At 46.1% G+C, this 23,772-nt stretch carries 20 protein-coding genes; 19 read left to right on the top strand and 1 reads right to left on the bottom strand.

Annotation, left to right across the window (positions count from 1 at the left end; translation table 11 throughout):
- Positions 1-11: 11 nt before the first annotated feature.
- The 14 genes from H8704_RS01010 to recR all read left to right on the top strand — a co-directional run bounded on the left by H8704_RS01010 (position 12) and on the right by recR (position 17,252).
- Positions 12-2,147 carry a glycoside hydrolase family 13 protein gene (locus tag H8704_RS01010; RefSeq protein ID WP_330605791.1) on the top strand — a complete coding sequence of 712 codons (2,136 nt, stop codon included), beginning with the start codon at positions 12-14 and terminating at the stop codon, positions 2,145-2,147.
- An 18-nt stretch (positions 2,148-2,165) separates the two neighbouring features.
- Entirely contained in the window at positions 2,166-3,542 is a 1,377-nt protein-coding gene (locus H8704_RS01005) for a CapA family protein (RefSeq protein ID WP_249296950.1), read from the top strand.
- A gap of 157 nt (positions 3,543-3,699) precedes the next feature.
- Positions 3,700-4,887, top strand: coding sequence for a cysteine desulfurase NifS (gene nifS, locus H8704_RS01000; protein WP_249296949.1), 1,188 nt, complete (start codon positions 3,700-3,702; stop codon positions 4,885-4,887).
- 45 nt (positions 4,888-4,932) lie between these two features.
- The gene (gene nifU / locus H8704_RS00995) at positions 4,933-5,361 is read left to right on the top strand and encodes a Fe-S cluster assembly scaffold protein NifU (protein ID WP_118677187.1); all 429 of its coding nucleotides are present in this window, start codon (positions 4,933-4,935) and stop codon (positions 5,359-5,361) included.
- A gap of 263 nt (positions 5,362-5,624) precedes the next feature.
- Complete coding sequence (mnmA, locus tag H8704_RS00990) at positions 5,625-6,710, top strand: tRNA 2-thiouridine(34) synthase MnmA (protein WP_249296948.1); 1,086 nt, start codon at positions 5,625-5,627, stop codon at positions 6,708-6,710.
- Positions 6,670-8,031 (top strand): hypothetical protein, encoded by a 1,362-nt coding sequence (locus tag H8704_RS00985; RefSeq protein ID WP_249296947.1) that lies wholly within the window; start codon positions 6,670-6,672, stop codon positions 8,029-8,031. Before mnmA ends, H8704_RS00985 begins: the two co-directional genes overlap by 41 nt.
- Before the next feature lie 131 nt (positions 8,032-8,162).
- Entirely contained in the window at positions 8,163-8,873 is a 711-nt protein-coding gene (locus H8704_RS00980; RefSeq protein ID WP_022465149.1) for a zinc metallopeptidase, read from the top strand.
- Positions 8,874-9,000: 127 nt separating this feature from the next.
- Positions 9,001-10,794: an L-fucose isomerase gene (locus H8704_RS00975; protein ID WP_249296946.1), complete on the top strand. Its 1,794-nt coding sequence runs from the start codon at positions 9,001-9,003 to the stop codon at positions 10,792-10,794.
- Between the two features lie 181 nt (positions 10,795-10,975).
- Positions 10,976-13,216 (top strand): glycogen/starch/alpha-glucan phosphorylase, encoded by a 2,241-nt coding sequence (locus H8704_RS00970; protein ID WP_249296945.1) that lies wholly within the window; start codon positions 10,976-10,978, stop codon positions 13,214-13,216.
- Positions 13,217-13,228: 12 nt separating this feature from the next.
- Positions 13,229-13,429: a hypothetical protein gene (locus tag H8704_RS00965; protein ID WP_022465146.1), complete on the top strand. Its 201-nt coding sequence runs from the start codon at positions 13,229-13,231 to the stop codon at positions 13,427-13,429.
- A 47-nt stretch (positions 13,430-13,476) separates the two neighbouring features.
- A complete protein-coding gene (locus H8704_RS00960; protein WP_022465145.1) occupies positions 13,477-14,550 on the top strand; it encodes a 6-phosphofructokinase in 1,074 nt (357 codons plus the stop codon).
- Positions 14,551-14,679: 129 nt separating this feature from the next.
- Entirely contained in the window at positions 14,680-16,251 is a 1,572-nt protein-coding gene (gene dnaX / locus H8704_RS00955; protein WP_249296944.1) for a DNA polymerase III subunit gamma/tau, read from the top strand.
- 17 nt (positions 16,252-16,268) lie between these two features.
- A complete protein-coding gene (locus H8704_RS00950; protein ID WP_249296943.1) occupies positions 16,269-16,619 on the top strand; it encodes a YbaB/EbfC family nucleoid-associated protein in 351 nt (116 codons plus the stop codon).
- Positions 16,620-16,655: 36 nt separating this feature from the next.
- Positions 16,656-17,252, top strand: coding sequence for a recombination mediator RecR (recR, locus tag H8704_RS00945; RefSeq protein WP_118677179.1), 597 nt, complete (start codon positions 16,656-16,658; stop codon positions 17,250-17,252).
- Here the strand turns inward: recR and yyaC are convergent.
- Positions 17,193-17,792 carry a spore protease YyaC gene (gene yyaC / locus H8704_RS00940; RefSeq protein WP_118677177.1) on the bottom strand — a complete coding sequence of 200 codons (600 nt, stop codon included), beginning with the start codon at positions 17,790-17,792 and terminating at the stop codon, positions 17,193-17,195. The genes recR and yyaC overlap by 60 nt on opposite strands.
- A 197-nt stretch (positions 17,793-17,989) precedes the next feature.
- Between yyaC and H8704_RS00935 the strand changes: the two genes are divergently transcribed.
- From H8704_RS00935 to fusA, 5 genes are all read left to right on the top strand, one after another.
- Positions 17,990-19,210, top strand: coding sequence for a LysM peptidoglycan-binding domain-containing protein (locus tag H8704_RS00935; RefSeq protein ID WP_249296942.1), 1,221 nt, complete (start codon positions 17,990-17,992; stop codon positions 19,208-19,210).
- Between the two features lie 85 nt (positions 19,211-19,295).
- Positions 19,296-20,459 carry a DUF5711 family protein gene (locus H8704_RS00930; protein ID WP_022465139.1) on the top strand — a complete coding sequence of 388 codons (1,164 nt, stop codon included), beginning with the start codon at positions 19,296-19,298 and terminating at the stop codon, positions 20,457-20,459.
- A gap of 131 nt (positions 20,460-20,590) precedes the next feature.
- Positions 20,591-21,004, top strand: a complete 414-nt coding sequence (rpsL, locus tag H8704_RS00925) for a 30S ribosomal protein S12 (RefSeq protein ID WP_022305277.1) — start codon at positions 20,591-20,593, stop codon at positions 21,002-21,004.
- A gap of 155 nt (positions 21,005-21,159) precedes the next feature.
- Positions 21,160-21,630 carry a 30S ribosomal protein S7 gene (rpsG, locus tag H8704_RS00920; protein ID WP_022305278.1) on the top strand — a complete coding sequence of 157 codons (471 nt, stop codon included), beginning with the start codon at positions 21,160-21,162 and terminating at the stop codon, positions 21,628-21,630.
- Between the two features lie 24 nt (positions 21,631-21,654).
- On the top strand, positions 21,655-23,772 hold the full coding sequence (gene fusA / locus H8704_RS00915; RefSeq protein ID WP_022465138.1) for an elongation factor G: 2,118 nt from the start codon (positions 21,655-21,657) through the stop codon (positions 23,770-23,772).

Below are 23,772 nucleotides of genomic sequence, written 5' to 3'. Positions count from 1 at the left end.
GGAGGCAGGTCATGGACTTAAATGTGCAGTTTTATAAGATGTCAAAGCAGATGAAGACGCAGCTGTATCTGGATAATCTGACAACGATATTCAATCCGCAGGCGTTATTTTCGGATGGAACAGAATTTTACCGTTGTCCGTCCGAACCGGATCCTTATGACCGGGTGAGGCTGAGGCTCAGATGCGCCAGAGAGAATCTGGATGCTGTCATTCTGGTATTTAATGATGAGCGCATTGAGATGGAGAAGCTTTATAATGACCGCCTGTTTGACTACTACGAGACATTTGTACAGCTTGGCACGGAGCAGGTTTTCTATTACTTTGAGATTCACTGCGGGCAGATGGTATGCTATTATAACAATGTGGGGTTGTGCAATTCCGTAGAGGAGTACTACAATTTTACTATGACACCGGGTTTTCACACACCGGACTGGGCAAAGGGAGCCATATTTTATCAGATCTATGTGGATCGTTTTTATAATGGAGACCGCAGCAACGATGTAGAGGACAATGAGTATATTTATATCGGTGAAGGCACCAGCAAAGTGACAGACTGGAATAAATATCCCGCAGCAATGGGCGTCCGGGAGTTTTATGGAGGCGATATCGCCGGAGTGATGCAGAAGTTAGATTATCTGCAGGATCTGGGCGTAGAGGTTATTTATCTCAATCCGATTTTTGTATCTCCGTCGAACCATAAGTATGATATTCAGGATTATGACTATGTTGATCCTCATTTTGGCCGGATCGTCAAGGATGAGGGAGAGCTTTTACAGAAGGATGAGCAGGGAAACTGGAAGTCGGATCCCGATTATCCGAATAAAGCTGCATCCCGTTATATCTGCCGTGTAACGGATAAGGAAAATCTGGAAGCAAGTAACCGGCTTTTTGCCGAGTTTGTGGAAGAGGTTCATCGCAGGGGTATGAAGGTCATTCTGGATGGTGTGTTTAATCACTGTGGTTCCTTCAATAAATGGCTGGACAGAGAGTGTATTTATGAAAACGCAGAAGGCTATGAAAAAGGAGCATATGTGTCTGAGGACAGTCCTTACAATACTTTCTTTAAATTCCGGGAGCATCAGTGGCCGTATAATCCCCATTACGATGGCTGGTGGGGACATGATACGCTGCCAAAGCTGAACTATGAGGAATCCCCGGCGCTGTTCGATTATATTATGCATGTGGGGCGTAAATGGGTTTCTCCGCCGTATAATGTGGATGGATGGAGACTTGACGTGGCTGCCGATCTGGGACAGTCCGGAGAATATAATCATTACTTCTGGAAGGAGTTCCGCCGCAATGTCAAGGAGGCCAATCCAAACGCGCTGATCCTTGCGGAGCATTATGGAGATCCGACGGAGTGGCTCAAGGGTGATGAGTGGGATACGGTCATGAACTACGATGCCTTTATGGAGCCATTGACCTGGTTTCTGACAGGCGTGGAGAAGCACAGTGATGAGTATCGTCAGGATCAGCTTGGTAATCCGGATTCTTTCTTTGGATCTATGCGTCATTTTATGACACGTTTCCATACACAGTCCCTGCAGGTAGCGATGAATGAGCTGTCCAACCACGATCATTCCCGTTTCCTTACCAGAACGAACCGGAAGGTGGGAAGAACCGCATATCTGGGACCGGAGGCGGCTAACGAGGGTGTTGACAAGGCGATTATGCGGCTGGCGGTTATGATCCAGATGACATGGCCGGGAGCACCGACAATCTACTATGGAGATGAGGCAGGACTCTGTGGCTGGACCGATCCGGATAACCGTCGTGCATATCCATGGGGCAGAGAAGATCAGGATCTGATTGATTTCCATAAGGAGATCATTCGTGTTCATAAAGATTATCAGGCAATGAAGACAGGATCGATCATGTTTTTGCATGGTCAGTATCAGTTTATCAGCTACGGCAGATTTAATGAGCAGGACAAATTTGTGATCGCCATCAACAGCGGAGATCAGCCGGTATCTGTCGAACTGCCGGTGTGGCGCCTTGGTCTGACGGAGGCAACCCGTATGGCGCGTCTGATCAATACCAGTCCGGAGGGCTTTTCTCTGGAGACAGCGATGTATAGTGTGGAAAATGGAATTCTTCGCTTAAATTGTCCTCCGAAATATGGTGTAGTGATCAAGAACTTAACGTAAATAACGGAAGGATAAAATATGGGAAAGATACGGGATTGGATGCATGGCAAAGGAAGAGGCGTTGTGATCGCCGTTGTAATATTGCTTGCATTATGGATCATTGTGGATTTTTACCGGACGAATCATCCGAAGCCGGAGCAGAAGGAGCCGGCCAAGATATCAGAACCCTATGAGGGAAGCAGCTCATCTTCGGAAGGGGATGTGCGGACTCAGGGTGACGCAGAGGAGGATACGCAGGATGAGAAACAGGAGGATTCGCAGAAGTTAGGAGATTCCTCTGATGGACAGACTGTAACAGAGGAAACGGCAGGCAAAGCTTCGGATGAGGATACCTCGAAGGAGGATCCGGAGCTGGATACCACCGAGGAGGATACGAAAGACTCCGGTCTTACTACAACGGAGGAAGATACCGGGACTCCGGGGGAAGCTTCTCAGACAGAGAACGGTGATATTACCCTTGGTTTTGCCGGGGATATCAATCTGGATGAAACCTGGACAGTGATGAAGCATATGCGCCAGAAGGGCAAAGGCATTCAGGGCTGTATTGACCCGCGGCTGATCAGGAAGATGAGAAGCTGCGATTATATGGTGCTGAATAATGAGTTTTCCATCAGCAACCGTGGTAAGGCGATGAAGGGGAAGGCATATACCTTCCGGGCGCCCCGCAGGAATGTGAAGCTGTTACGGCAGCTGGGAGTTGATGCGGTATCTCTTGCCAACAATCATGTTTATGATTATGGGGAGAGGGCGTTTCTGGATACATTATCTGCTCTGGAAAACAATGGAATAAAATATACCGGCGGCGGGAAAGATATCAAAGAGGCCAAAAAGCCGGTCTATTTTCAGAGCAAAGGGAAAACCATTGCTGTGATCGCTGCCACAAGAGCAGAGAAGTATATTCTCACACCGGCAGCAGGGAAACATTCTCCGGGAGTCTTCCGGACTTACGATGATACGCAGTATGTCCGTGCAATACGCAAGGCAAAGAAAAAAGCAGATGTCGTTATTGCATTTGTGCATTGGGGTACTGAATACAGCACGAAGCTGGAATCAGCACAGACAAGCCAGGCGAAGGATTATATCAATGCCGGGGCGGACGTAGTGGTCGGTGCTCATACTCATTGTCTGCAGGGAGTGGGTTATTATAAAGGGAAGCCGATCTTTTACAGTCTGGGAAACTATTGGTTTAATGAAAAGACCTTATATACCACACTGCTTCTGCTGACGATCCGGAAGAATGGATCTGTTGAGGCGAGGATGCTGCCATGTCTGCAGTCAGGAAGGGAAACTCATCTTCTGACAGGAAAAAGCAAAGTGAGAAAATTTGTCAATTACGTCAATGGAATTTCAGTAAATGCGAAGATTGGAGCAAAAGGGGTCGTGCGTTCCCGGTAATATCCGTAAATGAAACTGACAGCGGTTGACAATAACTGCGAAATGAGTATAATTACAGACAGCCCATAGAATTAGTAGGAAATATGGACTCATCTATATTTTAAATACATATCTGTCCTTAAACCGGGACAGACACAGAAAGGCAGTGGTATTCACTATGAGCAAATTGATTTATTTAGATAATGCAGCAACAACATCGGTCAAACCGGAAGTGTTTGAGGCGATGAAACCATATTATCTGGAGAATTACAGCAATCCTTCCAGTGTGTACAGCTTTGCCGGAGAGGCCAAAAAAGCGATGGAAGATGCCAGAAAGGTGATTGCGGATTCTCTGGGGGCAGCAGCCACAGAGATTTATTTTACCGGTGGCGGCAGTGAGTCGGACAACTGGGTGCTGAAAGGCGTTGCCGAGGCATATCAGTCCAAAGGAAAACATATCATTACATCCAAGATCGAGCATCATGCGATCCTGCATACCTGCGAGTATCTGGAAAAGCACGGTTATGAGGTCACATATCTTGATGTGGATGAAAATGGTCTCGTAACACCGGAGGAGGTTGAGAAAGCAATCCGTCCCGATACGATCCTGATCAGTATTATGTTTGCAAATAATGAGATCGGTACGATCGAGCCGATCGCAGAGATTGGAAAGGTTGCCCATGAGCATGGGGTATTGTTCCACACAGATGCTGTTCAGGCATATGCACATGTACCGATTAACGTACAGGAGATGAACATCGACATGCTCAGCGCCAGTGGTCATAAGTTCCATGGACCAAAGGGTATCGGTTTCCTGTATATGAGCAATAAGGTAAAGATTGGTCCTCTGATCCACGGCGGCTCCCAGGAACGTTCCCGTCGTGCAGGTACTCACAATGTACCGGGTATCGTAGGGATGGCAAAGGCAGCCGAGCTTGCTCATGCCAATATGGACCAGACGATTGCAAAGGAAACGGCACTGAGAGATCACCTGATCGAGAGACTGGAAAAGGAGATTCCTTACTGCCGTCTCAATGGTGACCGCGTAAAACGACTGCCAAACAATGTAAACTTCTGTTTCCGTTTCATTGAGGGAGAGTCTCTTCTGATTCTTCTGGATCAGAATGGCATTTGTGCTTCCAGTGGTTCTGCCTGCACATCCGGTTCTTTGGATCCGTCTCATGTATTGCTGGCGATCGGTCTGCCGCACGAGATCGCGCATGGTTCTCTTCGTCTGACCCTCTCTGAGGATAATACGATGGAAGAGATGGATTTTGTAGCCGATCAGGCAAAGAAGATTGTGGAGAGATTGCGCAGTATGTCTCCTCTGTATGATGATTTTGTAAAGCAGCAGAAGGAGCAGTAATCAATATAAACCCTATAGATCAGACAAAAGAAAGGGAGATTATCAATGAATTATAGCGAAAAAGTAATGGATCATTTCAATAATCCGAGAAATGTAGGAGAGATTGAAAATGCAAGTGGTGTCGGTACCGTAGGAAATGCAAAGTGCGGTGATATCATGCGTATTTATCTGGATATTGATGAGGATACCAAGATCGTAAAGGACTGCAAGTTCAAGACATTCGGATGTGGTGCCGCAGTAGCAACCAGCAGTATGGCAACAGAGCTGGTAAAGGGCAAAACAATCTATGAGGCTCTTGAAGTAACCAATAAGGCTGTTATGGAAGCATTGGACGGACTTCCGCCGGTAAAGGTGCATTGTTCTCTGCTTGCGGAGGAAGCGATCCACGCTGCTCTTTGGGATTATGCGGAGAAGCATCATATTACGATTGAAGGACTGAAAAAGCCGAAGACTGATATTTCGGATGAGGACTAATGCGAAAACTACTTCTAAGACTGCACAATACGCAGTCAAGAAGTAATAAGATTTCGCATAGAAAAGCGCAGAAACAGCGCTTTTCACAGCGGAGGTTTTGGAGGAGTAGAGCTTCTAAAGCAGCAAGGCACTTCTAAAATTGTATAAAACGCAATTAAGAACCGGACGGTTGTTTGACTGTCCGGTTTTTCGAGAATACAGGAAATTACAGACAGGATGCCTGTGGTCTGGTCTGCAGGTTTGGGAAAGGCATGGTTATTGACATGGCAGGAAATAAGAACAAAACAGTAGTTGTGGGAATGTCCGGAGGAGTGGATTCTTCTGTGGCGGCATATCTGCTTAAGGAGCAGGGGTATCATGTGATTGGTGCTACGATGCAGATCTGGCAGCAGGAGGACCGGTGCAGCATTGAAAAGGAAGGCGGCTGCTGTGGCTGGAGTGCTGTGGAGGATGCCAGGAGAGTGGCGCATATGCTGGATATTCCATATTATGTAATGAATTTCCGGGATGAATTCCAGGAAAAGGTCATTGATTATTTTGTGGAAGAATATCGCCTGGGCAGAACGCCCAATCCCTGCATTGCCTGTAACCGGTATGTAAAATGGGAATCTCTTCTTCACCGGAGCATGGAGATTGGTGCAGATTATATTGCAACAGGCCATTACGCAAGGATCGTACAATGTCCGAACGGAAGATATGCGATAGCACCGTCTGTTACAGCACAGAAGGATCAAAGCTATGCACTTTATAATCTGACCCAGCACCAGCTTGCACATACCCTGATGCCGGTAGGCGATTATACCAAGCCTCAGGTGAGGGAGATTGCGGCGAAGATTGGATTAGAGGTGGCAAATAAACCGGACAGCCAGGAAATCTGTTTTGTGCCGGATCAGGATTATGCCGGTTTTATCGCGAGAGAGACAGGGGAGAAGGAGCTGCCCGGAAACTTTGTTGCAGCAGATGGCAGGGTTCTCGGACAGCATAAGGGAATCTCGCATTATACCGTGGGACAGCGTAAGGGATTAAATCTGGCGATGGGGCATCCTGTTTTTGTGACACAGATTCGTCCGGAGACGAGAGAAGTGGTGATCGGAGAGGCGGAGGATGTGTTTACGGACAGACTTACGGCAGACCATATCAATTATATGGCGGCAGATCGTTTTGAAGAGGGACAGGAGGTGACAGCTAAGATCCGATATTCCCATGCCGGAGCGAAATGTGTGATCGAACGCTGTCGGGATGATGAAGTCACGGTGCATTTTCTGGAACCAGTACGTGCGGTGACGCCGGGACAGGCAGTTGTATTTTATGAGGATGGTGTGGTGCTGGGAGGAGGCACCATCTGTTGATGCTATGGAAATGAAGCGACGGGGGCTGGCAGTAGTTAAACTGCCGGCAGGATTCGGTGTGCAGATCATGCTCCTTTGGCATGGAACTGTAACCGGGAAAGAAATAAGGGGCTTATTTATGGGAAGATTTTTTCAGAAGAAAAGCTGTTACAAATTACTTTGGGGAGTAATGGCAGTCGTTCTGACAGCCGGAACCGGCAGGGTGACGGAAGTGTCGGCGGCGGACAAAACAGTAGAAGAATGGGCACAGAAGGTAGAGAAAACATGGCAGGTGGCGGGGAGTAAAAAGTGTACCCGCAAGGTCAAGGTGACTTTAAAAACATCACAGAAGAATATGTGGAAAAATACCTCTGCATTTACCACGGCTGTGAATAAAGCAATTTATGGAAATGCATATCTGTCCGAAAACTGGGACAGTATGGAAACAGAGTTTATGGATTTTCGTCTTCACAAAATGAAGAAAAGTACAAAACAGTACAAGGACTATGTGACCGGTGTGACGGTAAACATGCAGTACAAAGGAAAGAAGCTTACATATACTCTGACGGTAAACGGCAAAGACAAAGATACCCGATATACTTACCGGGATATCGAAGCCAATAAATACTGTGCGGCAGAGATCCAGAATGCCACAAAGGACATGAACCAGTATGACAGGGCATGGTATGTGAATCTGTGGGTGCAGGGACATGCACATTTTGAAAATGAATATACCCCTGGATGGGCAGTATTAAAAAACAAAAAAGCACATGGTGTCTGCTATGATCTTGCGTATTTTTATGAACAGGCGGCCTGTTATGCCGGTGTGGAGCATTTTGGACGGGTATCCAACAGTGGACATACCTGGAATGTCGTAAAGATTGACGGAAAGATCTATTACGTGGATGTAGAACATTCCAGAAGTGCGGTAAAGCTGTATTATGCTTCTATGGCAGGACTTGTGGATTATCTGAACAATGATGCTGCCGGGACAGAAATGGCACTGCAGGAAAGATATGTCAGACAGGACTATAATAAGGGACCGATCACTGTGGCGAAGGCTGGCTATGCACAGGAGCTCTGGCAGAAGGTACAGATGGTAAAAGCATCCACGACAGAGCAGGAATGGAAAGAGAAAATAGAGGGCTACTGGAAATCTGAAAAAAACATTTTCAATATTTATCAGATCAAAAGAGAAACGGTATTCAGTGAGCCCTGGGAAGCAGGCTTTGCACACTTTGGACTCCAGACCTTAGAGCAGGTCACGGATTACAATTGTTTTTACTCATTTGCGGAATATGACAAACCCTCAAAATGGTTATACGCCTGGATCCGCAAATGAGAGCCGGAGCGATTTATTTTTTTTTAAGAAAGAATTATAAATTGGTTCTTGTTTTTGGGGGAAGAATATGATAGGGTATATCACAAATTCGATGTACAGATTGTTTTGTTTGAGATAAGGAGGAATGACATATGCCAATGGGAATGGGTTATGGGTATTATTGGGATCCCACATATGTACTGGTGATCATTGGTGCGCTGATCTGCATGATCGCATCTGCCAATGTCAGCGGCACATATAAAAAATATAATCGTGTGAGAAACAGCCGGAATATGACAGGTGCGCAGGTGGCGGCACAGATCCTGCAGGAAGCAGGCTTAAGCAATATCCGCATCGAGCATATCAGCGGAGACCTGACAGATCATTATGATCCTTCAGCCAAGGTTCTTCGATTGTCGGACAGCGTATACGGATCTACGTCTATCGCGGCTGCCGGGGTGGCAGCTCATGAGTGTGGCCATGCGATCCAGGATAAGGTGAATTATATTCCGATCCGTCTGCGCAATGCCATTGTACCGGTAGTGAATCTGGGATCGAAGCTTTCATGGCCGGTGATCATTCTCGGACTGATCCTGGGAAGAGCGGGTCTGCTGCAGATCGGTATTATTTTGTTTGGCCTGACCCTGTTGTTTCAGGTGGTTACTCTTCCGGTAGAGTTTAATGCATCCGGCAGGGCATTGCGGATACTGGACCAGAGAGGAATTCTGGGGCATGAGGAGATGAGAGGAGCCAGAAAGGTACTTGGGGCAGCGGCTATGACATATGTAACTGCAACCATTTCTACTTTGCTGCAGTTGCTGCGTCTCGTTCTTCTGTTTGGAAACCGGTCTGATAATGATTAAATAAAAATGCACAAACTACAAAAAAGTTTGTGCATTTTTTTGTATAATGTTGTACAATAAAAGAGCAGGCGGAAATAACCGCCAAATTTATATCATCAATAAATTATTTTGAAAGGATGGAGATGGAATGGCAGAAAACAGAATGATTGGGGACTATCCTGTAATTGGAATTCGTCCGACGATAGATGGACGAAGAGGACCGTTGAAGGTACGTGAGTCACTGGAGGCTCAGACCATGGGCATGGCAAAAAATGCCGCAAAACTTTTTGAGGAGAACCTGCGTTACTCCAATGGAGAGCCGGTAAAGGTTGTGATCGCAGACACAACGATCGGACGTGTTGCAGAGGCGGCTGCCTGTGCTGACAAATTCCGCAGAGAAGGTGTTGATATTACATTGACAGTAACTCCATGCTGGTGTTATGGCTCTGAGACGATGGATATGGATAAAAATACTATCAAGGCTGTTTGGGGCTTTAATGGTACAGAGAGACCGGGTGCGGTATATCTTGCCGCTGTACTTGCAGCTCATGCACAGAAGGGGCTTCCGGCATTTGGTATTTACGGTAAGGATGTTCAGGAGGCAGATGCCGAGGAGATTCCGGAGGATGTAAAGGGGAAGCTTCTTCGTTTTGGCCGTGCAGCGATCGCAGCGGCAACCATGCGTGGAAAGTCATATCTGCAGATTGGTGCCGTTACCATGGGAATTGCCGGTTCTATTGTGAACTGTGAGTTTATCGAGGAATATCTCGGTATGCGCGTGGAGTCTGTGGATGAAGTAGAGATCATCCGTCGTATGTCAGAGGGAATCTATGATCACGAGGAGTTTGAGAGAGCACTGTCATGGACTGAGTCCCACTGCAGGGAAGGATGGGACAAGAATCCGGATTTCGTAAAGAGAAACGACGAGCAGAAGCAGCGTGACTGGGAGTTCGTTGTAAAAATGATGTGTATCATCAAGGATCTGATGAATGGAAATAAAAATCTTCCGGAAGGCAGAGAAGAGGAGGCGGTTGGACACAATGCCATCGCTGCCGGTTTCCAGGGACAGAGACAGTGGACGGATTTCTATCCGAACGGAGATTTCGCAGAGGCACTCTGCAATTCTTCCTTTGACTGGAACGGTGCAAGAGAACCATACATTCTGGCAACAGAGAATGATACTCTGAATGGTCTTGGTATGCTGTTTATGAAGCTTCTTACCGGTCGTGCACAGATCTTTGCGGATGTTCGTACATACTGGAGTCCGGATGCTGTCAAGAAAGCTACCGGTTATGAGCTGGAAGGTATCGCAAAAGAAGCAGGCGGTTTCCTGCATCTGATCAATTCCGGAGCAGCTTGTCTGGATGCTTGTGGAGAGGTGAAGGACGAGAACGGCAATGGCGTGATCAAGCCATTCTGGGAGATGACAGAAGCGGATCAGAAGGCATGTCTGGAGGCGACCGAGTGGTGTGCTGCTGATAACGGATACTTCCGTGGTGGTGGATTCTCTTCCAGATATCTTACCAGAGCAGAAATGCCTGCAACCATGATCCGTCTGAATCTGGTCAAGGGCTTAGGACCGGTTCTGCAGATCTGCGAAGGTTATACTATCAATCTGCCGGATGAGATATCTGACAAGATCTGGAAGCGTACCGACTATACATGGCCTTGTACATGGTTTGCTCCGCGTGTTACCGGTGAGGGTGCATTCAAGACGGCATACGATGTGATGAACAACTGGGGGGCAAATCACGGTGCCATCAGCTATGGTCATATCGGTGCAGATCTGATCACGCTGGCATCCATTTTGAGAATCCCGGTATGCATGCATAACGTACCGGAGGAGGATATCTTCCGTCCATCTGCATGGAATGCATTCGGTATGGATAAAGAGGGACAGGACTACCGCGCATGTGCCGCATACGGACCTCTTTATAAATAGTTTCAATTTTGACCGTAGAATGAAAGTATGGTATACTTATCTGTACGTGGGACAATATGGCCGGTACAGATGGGTATACCATATTGTTTATTAAGAGAAAATGTGCACATGGCAATTTTTGCCGGGAAATTTATGCCTGCACTCCAGGGTTTGCGGGCAGAGAAAGGAATGTAAGAGGATTATGTTTGAACAGGAGATCGAAAGTATTGCAGCAGGCGGTAGTAATGAGGAGATTTATTACAATCTGCTGAATCTGACCAAAAGAGCCATTGACCAGAAGGGACGGATTGAGGGAAAGAAAAAAGTCTATTACATATCGGCAGAGTTTCTGATCGGAAAGCTTTTATCTAACAATCTGATCAATCTGGGTCTTTATGATCAGGTCAATGAAGCACTGAAAAAGCATGGAAAGACCATGGCTGATATTGAGGAGATTGAGCCGGAGCCATCACTGGGAAATGGCGGACTTGGCCGGCTGGCTGCATGCTTTCTGGATTCCATCGCAACGCTGGGACTGCCGGGAGACGGTGTGGGACTGAACTACCATCTGGGATTGTTTAAACAGGTATTTGAGCAGAATATGCAGAAGGAAACACCAAATCCATGGATTCAGGATCAGAGCTGGCTTCGCCGGACAGATGTAGGATATCCTGTTATTTTTCATAATAAGACAGTCCAGTCTGTTATGTATGAAATCGATGTTACAGGCTATGATAATAAGGTGAACACCCTCAAGCTGTTTGATCTGGACAGTGTGGATGATTCTATTGTTCAGGGAGACGGAATCTGGTTTGACAAGGATGAGATCACAAAGAATCTCACCTTATTCCTTTATCCGGACGACAGCGATGTACAGGGGCAGCTGCTGCGTATTTATCAGCAGTATTTTATGGTCAGCAATGCCGCACAGCTTATTATTGATGAGGCACTGGCAAAGGGAAGTACTCTTTATGATCTGCCGGATTACGCCGTTGTTCAGATCAATGATACCCATCCGACTATGGTTATTCCGGAGCTGATCCGTCTGTTAGTGAATCGTGGAATCGAGATGAACGATGCGATTGGTATTGTATCCCGAATGTGTGCCTATACCAACCATACCATCCTTGCAGAGGCTCTGGAGAAGTGGCCGATGTGGTATCTGGAAAAGGTCGTACCGCAGCTTGTTCCGATCATTAAGATGCTGGATGTAAAGGTAAAGGAGAAATATTCTGATCCAAGAGTTGCCATTATTGATGAGAATAATACCGTTCATATGGCACATATTGACATTCATTACAGCACCAGCGTAAATGGTGTGGCATATCTGCATACGGAGATCCTGAAGAATTCTGAACTGAAGCCGTTCTATGATCTCTATCCGCAGAAGTTTAACAATAAGACAAACGGTATTACATTCCGCCGCTGGCTGCTTCACTGCAACCATCCGCTGACAGATTATATTACAGATAAGATCGGCGCAGACTTTAAGAAGGATGCGTCCAAGCTGGAGGATCTGTTAAAGTATCAGGGTGACCAGAAGGTCCTGGATGATATTTACGAGATCAAGCGCCGGAAAAAGAAAGAGCTGGCAGCATATCTTAAGGAAAAGGAAAACATCACAGTGGATGAAAATTCTGTTTTTGATGTACAGGTAAAACGTCTCCATGAGTACAAGCGTCAGCAGATGAACGCATTGTATGTGATCCACAAATACCTGGATATCAAGGCCGGCAACAAGCCGAAAACACCGGTGACAGTTATTTTTGGAGCAAAGGCGGCACCGGCATATACCATTGCAAAGGACATCATTCATCTGATCCTCTGCCTGTCTGAGCTGATCAATAACGACCCGGAGGTAAGTCCTTATCTGAAGGTTGTTATGCTGGAGAATTATAATGTCTCTTATGCAGAGAAGGTGATCCCGGCAGCAGATATTTCTGAGCAGATCTCTCTGGCATCCAAGGAGGCAAGTGGAACCGGCAATATGAAATTTATGCTGAACGGTGCTATCACTCTCGGTACAGAGGACGGAGCTAATGTCGAGATCCATCAGTTTGTGGGAGATGACAATATCTATATTTTTGGTAAGTCCAGTGAAGAGGTCATTGAGCATTATGCCAAGGCAGACTACAGTGCAGAAGCTATCTACGATGCAGATCCGGAGATCGCAAAGCTTGTGGATTTTATTATCAGCAAGGAAATGTTTGCCGTAGGCAATAAAAAGAGCCTGATCCGTCTGTATATGGAGCTTCTGACAAAGGACTGGTTTATGACATTACTTGATGTAAAAGAATATATTCAGGTGAAAGAAAAAATGCTTGCAGATTATGCAGACAAAAAAGCATGGGAAAAGAAAATGATAGTAAACATTGCGAAGGCAGGATTTTTCTCATCCGATCGTACGATCGCACAGTATAATGAGGATATCTGGCATCTGTAGGAGCAAATAAAAATGATGCTTACGTCGATCATATCTCCGGGCGTAGCAGGTGTTGTACTTTTAGTGGTACTGGCAGGTGGATATCTGATGAACAGGATCATTCAGAAAAAGTACGGCTATACGCCGGAGCGGGAGAAAGAATTGGAAGAGGCAAAGGAAGAGGCTGTCTCTGACGATAGATCACACCCATCGTGTGAAAAGAAACGTTACTGAGGTGAAAGAATTGATGGCGCTATGGGAGCGCAGAATTGGAGGAAAACGTGAAAAGAATTGGTTTTTTGACAAGTGGCGGTGACTGTCAGAGTCTGAATGCAACCATGCGAGGTGTAGCCAAGACATTGTATCAGGCAAATCCGGATGTGGAGATTTATGGTATCTTAGAAGGATATAAGGGACTCATTTATGGCAACCGCCGTAAGATGGAGCCAAAGGATTTCTCAGGAATTTTAACAGAGGGTGGAACTATTATCGGAACCTCCAGACAGCCCTTCAAGAAGATGGGAGAGCCGGATGAGAATGGTCTTGATAAGGTAAAAGCTATGCTGGACAATTATAAAAAATGGAAGCTTGACTGTCTGGTGATCCTGGGAGGAAACGGTACGCATAAAACAGCCAATCTTCTCAGTGAGAAAGGATGCAATGTGGTTACTCTACCAAAGACCATTGACAATGATATCTGGGGAACGGATATTACATTTGGTTTTCAGAGTGCAGTAAATATTGCAACAAATGCCATTGACTGTATCCATACCACGGCAGCTTCCCATGGACGTGTCTTTATTGTGGAAGTAATGGGTCATAAGGTGGGCTGGCTGACACTTCATGCCGGTATTGCAGGAGGCGCAGATATCATTCTCCTGCCGGAGATTCCATATGATATCAATTCGGTGGTAAAGGCTCTGGAGAAAAGAAGTGCCCAGGGCAAGCGTTTCTCTATCCTAGCGGTAGCAGAGGGTGCTATTTCCAAGGAGGATGCAGCACTGAGCAAGAAAGAGCTTAAGGCAAAGAGAAAGAAAATGGCATATCCTTCTATCTCTTATGAGATCGGTGCGCAGATTCAGGAAAAAACAGGCCAGGAAGTACGCATCACGGTTCCGGGCCACATGCAGCGAGGGGGAGAGCCATGTCCTTACGATCGTGTTCTTTCCACACGTCTCGGTGCAGCGGCAGCCCAGTTGATCATAAAGGAGAAGTACGGTTATATGGTAGGCATGGTGAATGGAGAGACCGTACCGGTGCCGCTTTCTGAGGTGGCAGGAAAGCTGAAAATGGTAGATCCAAAGGCTTCCATTATTCAGGAGATTAAAGAAATGGGTATTTGTTTCGGTGACTAGCACAAAAAGAACTTCCAGAGCAGCAAAAAATGCTGCTGGGAAGTTCTAAGGTTTTGTACAGCAAATTTGTCCCCCAGGTACAAATTTGCGGGGCTGTTGCAGTATAGTAACTTTGAATAGGAGACAGTTATGTCATATACGGCATTATATCGGAAGTTCCGGCCATCAGGCTTTGATGAGGTCAAGGGGCAGGATCAGATCGTGACCACACTGCGGAATCAGATCAGGACAGAGAGAATTGGTCATGCATATCTGTTTTGCGGTACTCGCGGAACCGGTAAAACATCGGTGGCAAAGATCATGGCGAAGGCAGTAAACTGTGAATCGCCGGTAGACGGCAGTCCATGTAATCAGTGTGCTATGTGTCAGAAGATCAACAGCCAGACCTCTATGAATGTCATAGAAATTGATGCGGCGTCCAACAACGGTGTGGGAAACATTCGCGATATTATTGATGAGGTGCAGTATTCTCCCACGGAGGGACGTTATAAGGTTTATATTATTGATGAGGTACACATGCTTTCCACAGGAGCGTTTAATGCTCTTTTAAAAACACTGGAGGAGCCTCCGGAATATGTGATCTTTATTCTGGCGACCACAGAGGTACACAAGATTCCGATTACGATCTTGTCCAGATGTCAGCGGTACAATTTTAAACGGATTACCATAGACACCATACAGGCGAGATTAAGGGAACTGGTGGATAAAGAACAGCTGGAAGTCGAGGATAAGGCACTTCGTTATATTGCCAAGACAGCGGATGGTTCTCTGCGTGATGCGCTGAGTCTGCTGGATCAGTGTATTGCCTTCTATCTGGGACAGGCGTTGACCTATGATAAGGCATTGGAAGTGCTGGGAGCTGTGGATACGGCGGTGTACAGCCGGATGTTCCGATATGTGGCAGACTGCAATGCTGTGGGCTGTCTGGAGCTTGTGGAAGAAATGATGGTAAGCGGCAGGGATCTGACGCAGTTCATTAACGAATTTATCTGGTATATCCGGAATCTTTTGTTGATCGGAAGCTCGGAACAGGGAAGTGAGCTGGTAGATGTTTCCAGTGAACAGCTTGCCGGTCTTCAGGAAGAAAGTACCATGTTGTCCCAGGAGACTATGATCCGGTATATCCGGATATTATCGGAACTATCCAACCAGATCCGTTATGCAGTACAAAAAAGAATTCTCATCGAGGTTGCATTGATCAAGCTTTGTAAACCACAGATGGATCACGAGCAGGATCTGACAACGATCCTGAATCGGCTGGAGGTTGTGGAGAAGCAGCTGGAAAACGGAGTGCCGGCAGCAGCTCCGGCGGCACCGGCTGTTGTGGAACAGGCGGCACCGGCAGAGGAAAAGCCGAAGATCTGTCCAAAAGCATTGCCGGAGGACATTCAGGCACTGCTTAAGATATGGCCTCAGGTCTGCAGCCAGTGTGGACCGGTGGAAAGACTGGCGTTGCAAAATGCCAAGAGGACTTTAGGGGACAATGGAGCTCTGGTGCTTCAATTTTCAGATCCTACGGATGGTGGAATATTCCAGCAGGATGATGGAAAACGTCTGGAGGAGCTGGATACCATTATTCAAAATGTTCTTGGAAAACAGGTGGAGCTTCAGATCAGGGTTGTTTCCGAAAAGGTTCAGGAGCAGTACGAGGATATTGGAAGTATTGTTCATTTTGATGGAATAGAAATTATAGATGATTAGAAAGGCAGGAAATAAAAATGGCTAAGAGAGGTGGATTTCCGGGAGGAATGCCGGGAAATATGAATAATCTGATGAAGCAGGCACAGAGAATGCAGCGTCAGATGGAAGAGAAAACAAAGGAATTAGAGGTGAAAGAATTTGAAGCTTCTGCAGGTGGCGGTGTTGTAACGGTAAAGGTTTCCGGCAAAAAAGAAGTTTTATCCGTAAAGCTTTCGGAAGAGGTTGTTGATCCGGACGATATTGAGACATTAGAGGATCTGATCGTTGCAGCAACCAATGAGGCGCTCCGTAAGATGGAAGAGGAAAATGCACAGGTGATGCAGCAGCTGACAGGTGGTCTTGGCGGCATGGGTGGCGGATTATTCTAATACCACAAAAATCATACCGAAGGGAAAGTGACCAAAATGGATGTATACAGCAGTCAGATCACTGCTCTGGTGGAACAATTGTCCAGACTGCCGGGAATCGGTGCCAAATCTGCACAAAGGCTGGCGTTTCATATTTTGAATATGCCTGAGGACCAGGTGACGAGTTTATCCCAGGCTATGACTAATGCCAAGAAGAATGTGCATTATTGTAAAGAATGTTGTACTTATACAGATCAGGAGCTTTGTCCGATCTGTGCCAGTGATAAAAGGAATCATCGTATCATTATGGTGGTAGAAAATCCGAGAGATCTGGCAGCCTATGAGAAGACCGGAAAATATGATGGGGTATATCATGTACTTCATGGAGCGATTTCTCCGATGCTGGGAATTGGCCCGGCAGATATCCGGCTGCGGGAACTGATGGTTCGTCTCCAGCAGGATGTGGATGAAGTCATTGTGGCCACCAATAAAAATCTCGAAGGAGACGCAACCGCTACCTATATCAGTAAGCTGGTGAAACCGACAGGGATCAAGGTGAGCCGGATCGCCAGCGGAGTTCCGGTTGGCGGTGATTTAGAATATATCGATGAAGTGACGCTCCTGCGGGCTCTGGAGGGAAGAACAGACATGTAGTGCGCGGAGAATGCCATGGGAAATGAAGCCGGCAAGCTCGGCAACCGTCAGGAGTTTTGTTGTTTGCAGAGTCAGGTGGTTATTTGTGCTGGAATGATTGACGATTCCGGTGATATGGATATCGCCGGCAGCAGGAAGCTTGTGGCTGACCCCAATGCCGGGACGGAGGCTTCCGGTTCCAAGTGTTACAAAGCCGATATGTTCCGGTACGCCGAGGGAGGCGTCGATCGCAACAATAAAAGGATTTGAATAACGGTTGTATATGGAGGACAGTGTATCCGACAGATTACCGGCATGGACGGTGTGACGGAGACTTCCATATACGGCCGTTTTTTTTGTACAGTGGGAAAGGGACAGAGAAGTGATCAATTGATGCCCTACCAGAGGACCAAGACTGTCCCCTGTTGCGCGGTCTGAACCGATGCACAAAAAAACAACTGGTCTGTTTCCGGTCTGGCAGATCATTTCCTGAAGAGAACTGCAGAATTTATTGAGACTTGTTGCGGCAGAAGGGGCGAAATAAAGTGTTGTATTGGTCATAGCAATTTCCTTTCCTTGTATGTTGTTTGAACTTGTACTATAAGTATGCCCCTGAGCAAAAAAACTAAACCTCCATTTTTAGATTCTCCTGTCGAAATATTTCCGGCGAAAAAGCAGAAGAAGTCACTGCTTCGACAGGAAACATCACTGCGTACATGTTATATTAACCGAAAAATAAGTAGTGAGGTGCGAGGCTGATGGAGGAAACGATCAATGGAACCAAGGAAGAAAAAAACATTTATAAATACAGCGAATTTCCGAAAAATGTTCGCCAGATAGGTGTCCCACTTCCGGGACAGAAGATATATCTGGAGGATTATGTGATTACATATCTGAAGCAGAGCTTTGTCCATGCACAGGAACCGGTTGTTGTTCTCCTGTTAGGAAAGAATGGGGAGGAAAAGGCGGAAAAAGCAGCATTTATATACGGGGCGATCGTACTGGAAGAGACCGGAATATTGGAGAAGGGCGAAATTCCAAAAGAAACGTGGGATCAGGCATATGAGACGATCCGCCGAAATTTTCCCGGGGCTCTGGTTCTTGGATGGGCATGCGGTGTGCCGATGTGGAGCGGTAGTGTGGACAGCCAGGTGCGAAAGCTTCAGAAGGCAGAATTTTCCAAAGAAAACAGTACTTTGTTTTTATGGGATTTAAGTGAAAAGGAAGAAAAGATATTTTTATGGCAGAGAAATATGCTGAAGGAAATGTCCGGGTATTATGTTTATTTTGAAAAAAATCCACAAATGCAGAATTTTATGCTGGATGACAGCAAAGAACCGGAGAGCATTGACGGCGATTATGAAGACACCGTGACAGTGTCTATGCGTCATGTAATAGAAGAAAAGGAAGAACGTAAAAAGAATCTGCAGCTGTTGGCATATTGTGGGGCAGTAGCGGCGGGGATCGCTCTGTTGTTTGGAGTGCATACCATGCTGGACAGCACCGCCAGAATCCAGAAAATGGAACAGACGGTGGATACGTTGACGGAATATGTGGGAAAACAGCAGGAGGATGTAGCCGCTATGTCGAGACAGGCTGCAGATACGGTGCAGCAGATCCCGTTTCAAAGCGCAGAAAACACTACGGATACGCCGAAGCCGTCTGACGCGGGAACTGTGTCAAAACGGAAAACAACCGGACAGGTTCAGCCGGCACAGGAAAAGAAACAGAAAACGTTCCTGCCTTCCAAAGGAAAAACGGGTTCCGGGGAAACAGATGTGAAAAGGGCGGAGCGGACAAGCACACGGACGGAACAACAAAGCTATATTGTGAGAAAAGGGGATACCCTGTCGCAGATCGTATGGAAACAGTATCACGATCTTTCTTATGAAAAGAAGGTTAAAAAAGCAAACGGTCTTAAGGATGCCGATGCAATCTATGAAGGCCAGTGTCTTGTACTCCCGAAATATAAAAAATAAAAGGGGGAGGTTGTATATTCAATAAAAGTTATGTAAAATAAGTGGTAGTCCTATGGACTATCACTTTTTAGATTGGAGCGTAAATATGTCGGAGGAGATAAATACATCAGAGCTTAAAAAGTCCATTTGGCATAACCGGATGTTTATTGTCATCTGTATTGCAAGCGTCATTGTTGCTGTGGGCATTTTTATTCTGCTGGTTAATGGATATATCAATAAACGTTATACGGGGTATGAGGTCCTGAAGGAAGGACAGAGACAGGATGCCGGGGCGGAAAAGTATCTCACCTGTGGGGATAATTTCGTCAAATACAGTAAAGACGGTATTTCCGGGGTTGATATCAATGGAAAAACATTGTGGACCGGAAGCTATGAAATGAGCAATCCGGTGGTTGTTATGCAGGGACAGTATATTCTGGTGGCAGATATCGGAGGAAAGGATGCCGTGATATATAACGGCAAGCATGAGGCAACAGAGCTGTCGGTGGATTATGAGATCAAGCAGGCGGATGTGTCCGGTCAGGGACTTGTTGCTCTTCTGTTAGAAGACACCTCTTCAGATATGATCAATATTTACAATCCTTATGATGTATCCTCAAAGCTGCTGGTGAAAATACCGACGAACGTGGATGACGGTTATACGGTCTGTATGGCGATCTCGCCGGATGGAACCAGCGTGGTAGCTTCTTATATCTGCATTGTGGAAGGCAATGCGGAGAGCAGAGTGGTTTTCTATAATTTTTCCGATGTGGGGAAAAATTCCGATTGTATTGTCGGAGCCAAAAACTATCAGAAGGCATTAGTGACGGATGCACATTTTCTGTCGGACGATCAGGTGGTACTTTTTTCGGATCGGGGCTTTTATGTCTGGAAGGGAATGAAACAGCCCAAGCAGATCATACAGAAAAAGGTGCGTCAGAATATTAAAAGCGTTTTTTACGGCAAGGACAATATCGGAATGGTATTGGAGACCGGAAAGAAAAAAATACCGTACCGGATGGAGATTTATAATCTGAAAGGAACCAGGATTTCCTCCTTTGATTTTGCGGAGGATTACAATGATATCACTTTGTCCGGAAATGAAATTTTATTCCGGTCGGCCAAGGAGTGCGGGATATTCCGGTTAAACGGTGTTCTTCGTTTTCACGCGACCGTAGAGGAAGGAATTGATTACTTTTTCCGCAGTTCAAAAAGGAACCGGTACTATCTCTTCAATGACACGGCGATACAGGAGATCAAACTCAGATAAAATTTTAAAATTACAAAAAATTTGAAGAATAAAGGCTTGACAAACACGCACGGTGATAATATACTTATCAAGTGCGTGTTTTTGCGTACTTTTTTGCGTATTTTAATTATGATCACAGGAGGTGAAAATTAATGCCAACATTTAACCAGTTAGTAAGAAAGGGAAGAAAGGTTTCTTCAAAGAAGTCTAATTCTCCTGCACTTCAGTACACCTACAATTCTTTAAATAAGAAGACTGTAGCTCAGAGCTCTCCACAGAAGAGAGGTGTTTGTACTGCAGTTCGTACTGCTACACCTAAGAAGCCTAACTCAGCTCTTAGAAAGACCGCCAGAGTTCGTCTCTCAAACGGTATCGAGGTTACAACTTATATCCCAGGTGAGGGTCATAACCTTCAGGAGCATAGCGTTGTACTCATCCGTGGTGGAAGAGTAAAGGATTTGCCAGGTACCAGATATCATATTATCCGTGGTACACTCGATACAGCCGGTGTTGCAAACAGAAAGCAGGGCCGTTCTAAGTATGGAGCAAAGAGACCTAAGAAGTAATCATTCACTAATTTGGGGATGTGCCGGATTAATTTTTACTGATTAACCTGGTGCGGACACAGAAATTCGTGAGTACCGATGAATTAATGATGACAATACGCTGATGCAGTGTCGGCTGTGTAGTATTGTCAAATAATATTAAGGAGGGAAGTAACGTGCCACGTAAAGGACATATACAGAAAAGAGATGTATTAGCAGATCCTGTCTACAAGAGCAAGGTTGTTACAAAGCTGATCAACAATATCATGTTAGATGGTAAGAAAGGTGTTGCTCAGAAGATCGTTTATGGTGCATTTGAGCAGATCGCTGAGAAGTCCGGTAAGGACGCTCTCGAAGTATTCGAGGAGGCTATGAATAATATCATGCCACAGCTTGAGGTAAAGGCAAGACGTATTGGTGGTGCTACCTATCAGGTACCTATCGAGGTTAGACCTGACAGAAGACAGGCACTGGCTCTTCGCTGGCTGACTCTGTTCTCACGTAAGAGAGGCGAGAAGACAATGAAGGAAAGACTTGCTAACGAGATTCTTGATGCATCAAACAATACTGGCGCTGCCGTTAAGAGAAAAGAAGATATGCACAAAATGGCAGAGGCAAACAAGGCGTTTGCACATTATCGCTGGTAAGATTCATAGAGGAGGTAAACAACCTTGGCTGGAAGAGAATATCCACTTGACAGAACAAGAAATATCGGTATTATGGCTCATATCGATGCGGGTAAGACCACTTTGACAGAGCGTATTCTTTATTATACCGGTGTAAACTATAAGATTGGTGAGACTCATGATGGTGCGTCTACGATGGACTGGATGGAGCAGGAGAAAGAGAGAGGTATCACAATTACTTCCGCTGCTACCACTTGCCACTGGACACTTGAGGATCATCATAAACCAAAGGCTGGTGCTTTAGAGCATCGTATCAACATCATCGATACTCCGGGCCACGTAGACTTTACTGTAGAGGTAGAGCGTTCTCTGCGTGTACTGGATGGTGCTGTCGGTGTATTTGATGCAAAGGCCGGTGTTGAGCCACAGTCAGAGAATGTATGGCGTCAGGCAGACACATATAATGTACCACGTATGGCGTTCATCAATAAGATGGACAAGATGGGTGCAGACTTTTTCATGTCTGTTCAGACAATCATTGATCGTCTGGGCAAGAATGCAATCCCAGTACAGATTCCTATCGGAAAGGAAGACGACTTTATCGGTCTGATCGACCTCTTCGAGATGGATGCATACTATTATAAAAATGATGAGGGTACTGACATCGAGATTACAGAGATTCCTGATGATCTGAAGGATCTTGCACAGGAATGGCATGACAACCTGATCGAGAAGGTTTGTGAGCTGGATGATGATCTCCTTGAGAAGTATCTTGAGGGTGAGGAGCCATCTGTTGATGAGCTCAAGAAAGCTCTCCGTAAGGGAACGATCGCTTGTGAGGCAGTTCCGGTATACTGCGGTTCTGCATACAAGAACAAAGGTGTTCAGAAGCTTCTCGATGGTGTTATCGAGTTCATGCCTGCACCAACAGATATCCCTGATATTACAGGTGTTGACGAGGAGGGTAACGAGGTTATCCGTAAGTCATCTGATGATGAGCCGTTCGCAGCACTTGCATTCAAGATCATGACAGATCCGTTCGTAGGAAAACTCGCATTCTTCCGTGTTTATTCCGGTACACTGAACTCCGGTTCTTATGTACTGAATGCAACAAAGGATAAGAAAGAGCGTGTCGGACGTATCGTACAGATGCACGCAAACAGCCGTAGCGAGATTGACAAGGTTTATTCCGGAGATATCGCTGCAGCCGTAGGTTTCAAGACTACCACAACTGGTGATACCATCTGTGATGAGCAGCATCCGGTAATTCTTGAGTCTATGGAGTTCCCTGAGCCTGTTATCGAGCTCGCGATCGAGCCTAAGACAAAGAATGATCAGGGTAAGATGGGTGAGGCTCTTGCAAAGCTTGCAGAAGAGGATCCTACATTCCGTGCTCATACAGATACAGAGACAGGTCAGACAATTATCGCCGGAATGGGTGAGCTTCATCTGGACGTTATCGTAGACCGTCTCCTTCGTGAGTTTAAGGTAGAAGCAAATGTTGGTGCTCCACAGGTAGCATACAAAGAGACAATTACAAAGGCTGTTGATATCGACAGCAAGTATGCTAAGCAGTCCGGTGGACGTGGTCAGTACGGACATTGTAAGGTTAAATTTGAGCCAATGGATCCAAACGGTGAGGAGACATTTAAGTTCGAGTCTACCGTTGTCGGTGGTGCAATTCCAAAAGAGTATATCCCAGCTGTTGGCGAGGGTATCGAGGAAGCTGCACAGGCAGGTATCCTTGGTGGATATCCGGTACTTGGTGTGCATGCGAATGTATGGGATGGTTCTTACCATGAGGTCGATTCATCCGAGATGGCATTCCATATTGCCGGATCTATGGCATTCAAGGATGCTATGAAGCAGGGTAACCCTGTTCTCCTTGAGCCGATCATGAAGGTTGAAGTAACTATGCCTGAGGAGTATATGGGCGACGTTATCGGAAGTCTGAACGCAAAACGTGGTCAGATTGAAGGTATGGACGATATCGGTGGTGGAAAGATTGTTCGTGCATTCGTACCACTTGCTGAGATGTTCGGTTACTCAACAGAGCTTCGTTCCAGCACACAGGGACGTGGTAACTACTCAATGTTCTTTGAGAAGTATCAGCAGTGTCCAAAGAATGTTCAGGACAAGGTGCTTGCTTCTAAAGAAAAATAA

The sequence above is a fragment of the Jutongia huaianensis genome (assembly GCF_014384985.1).
GTDB lineage: Bacteria > Bacillota > Clostridia > Lachnospirales > Lachnospiraceae > Jutongia > Jutongia huaianensis.
This window is presented reverse-complemented; position numbering and strand designations above follow the sequence as displayed.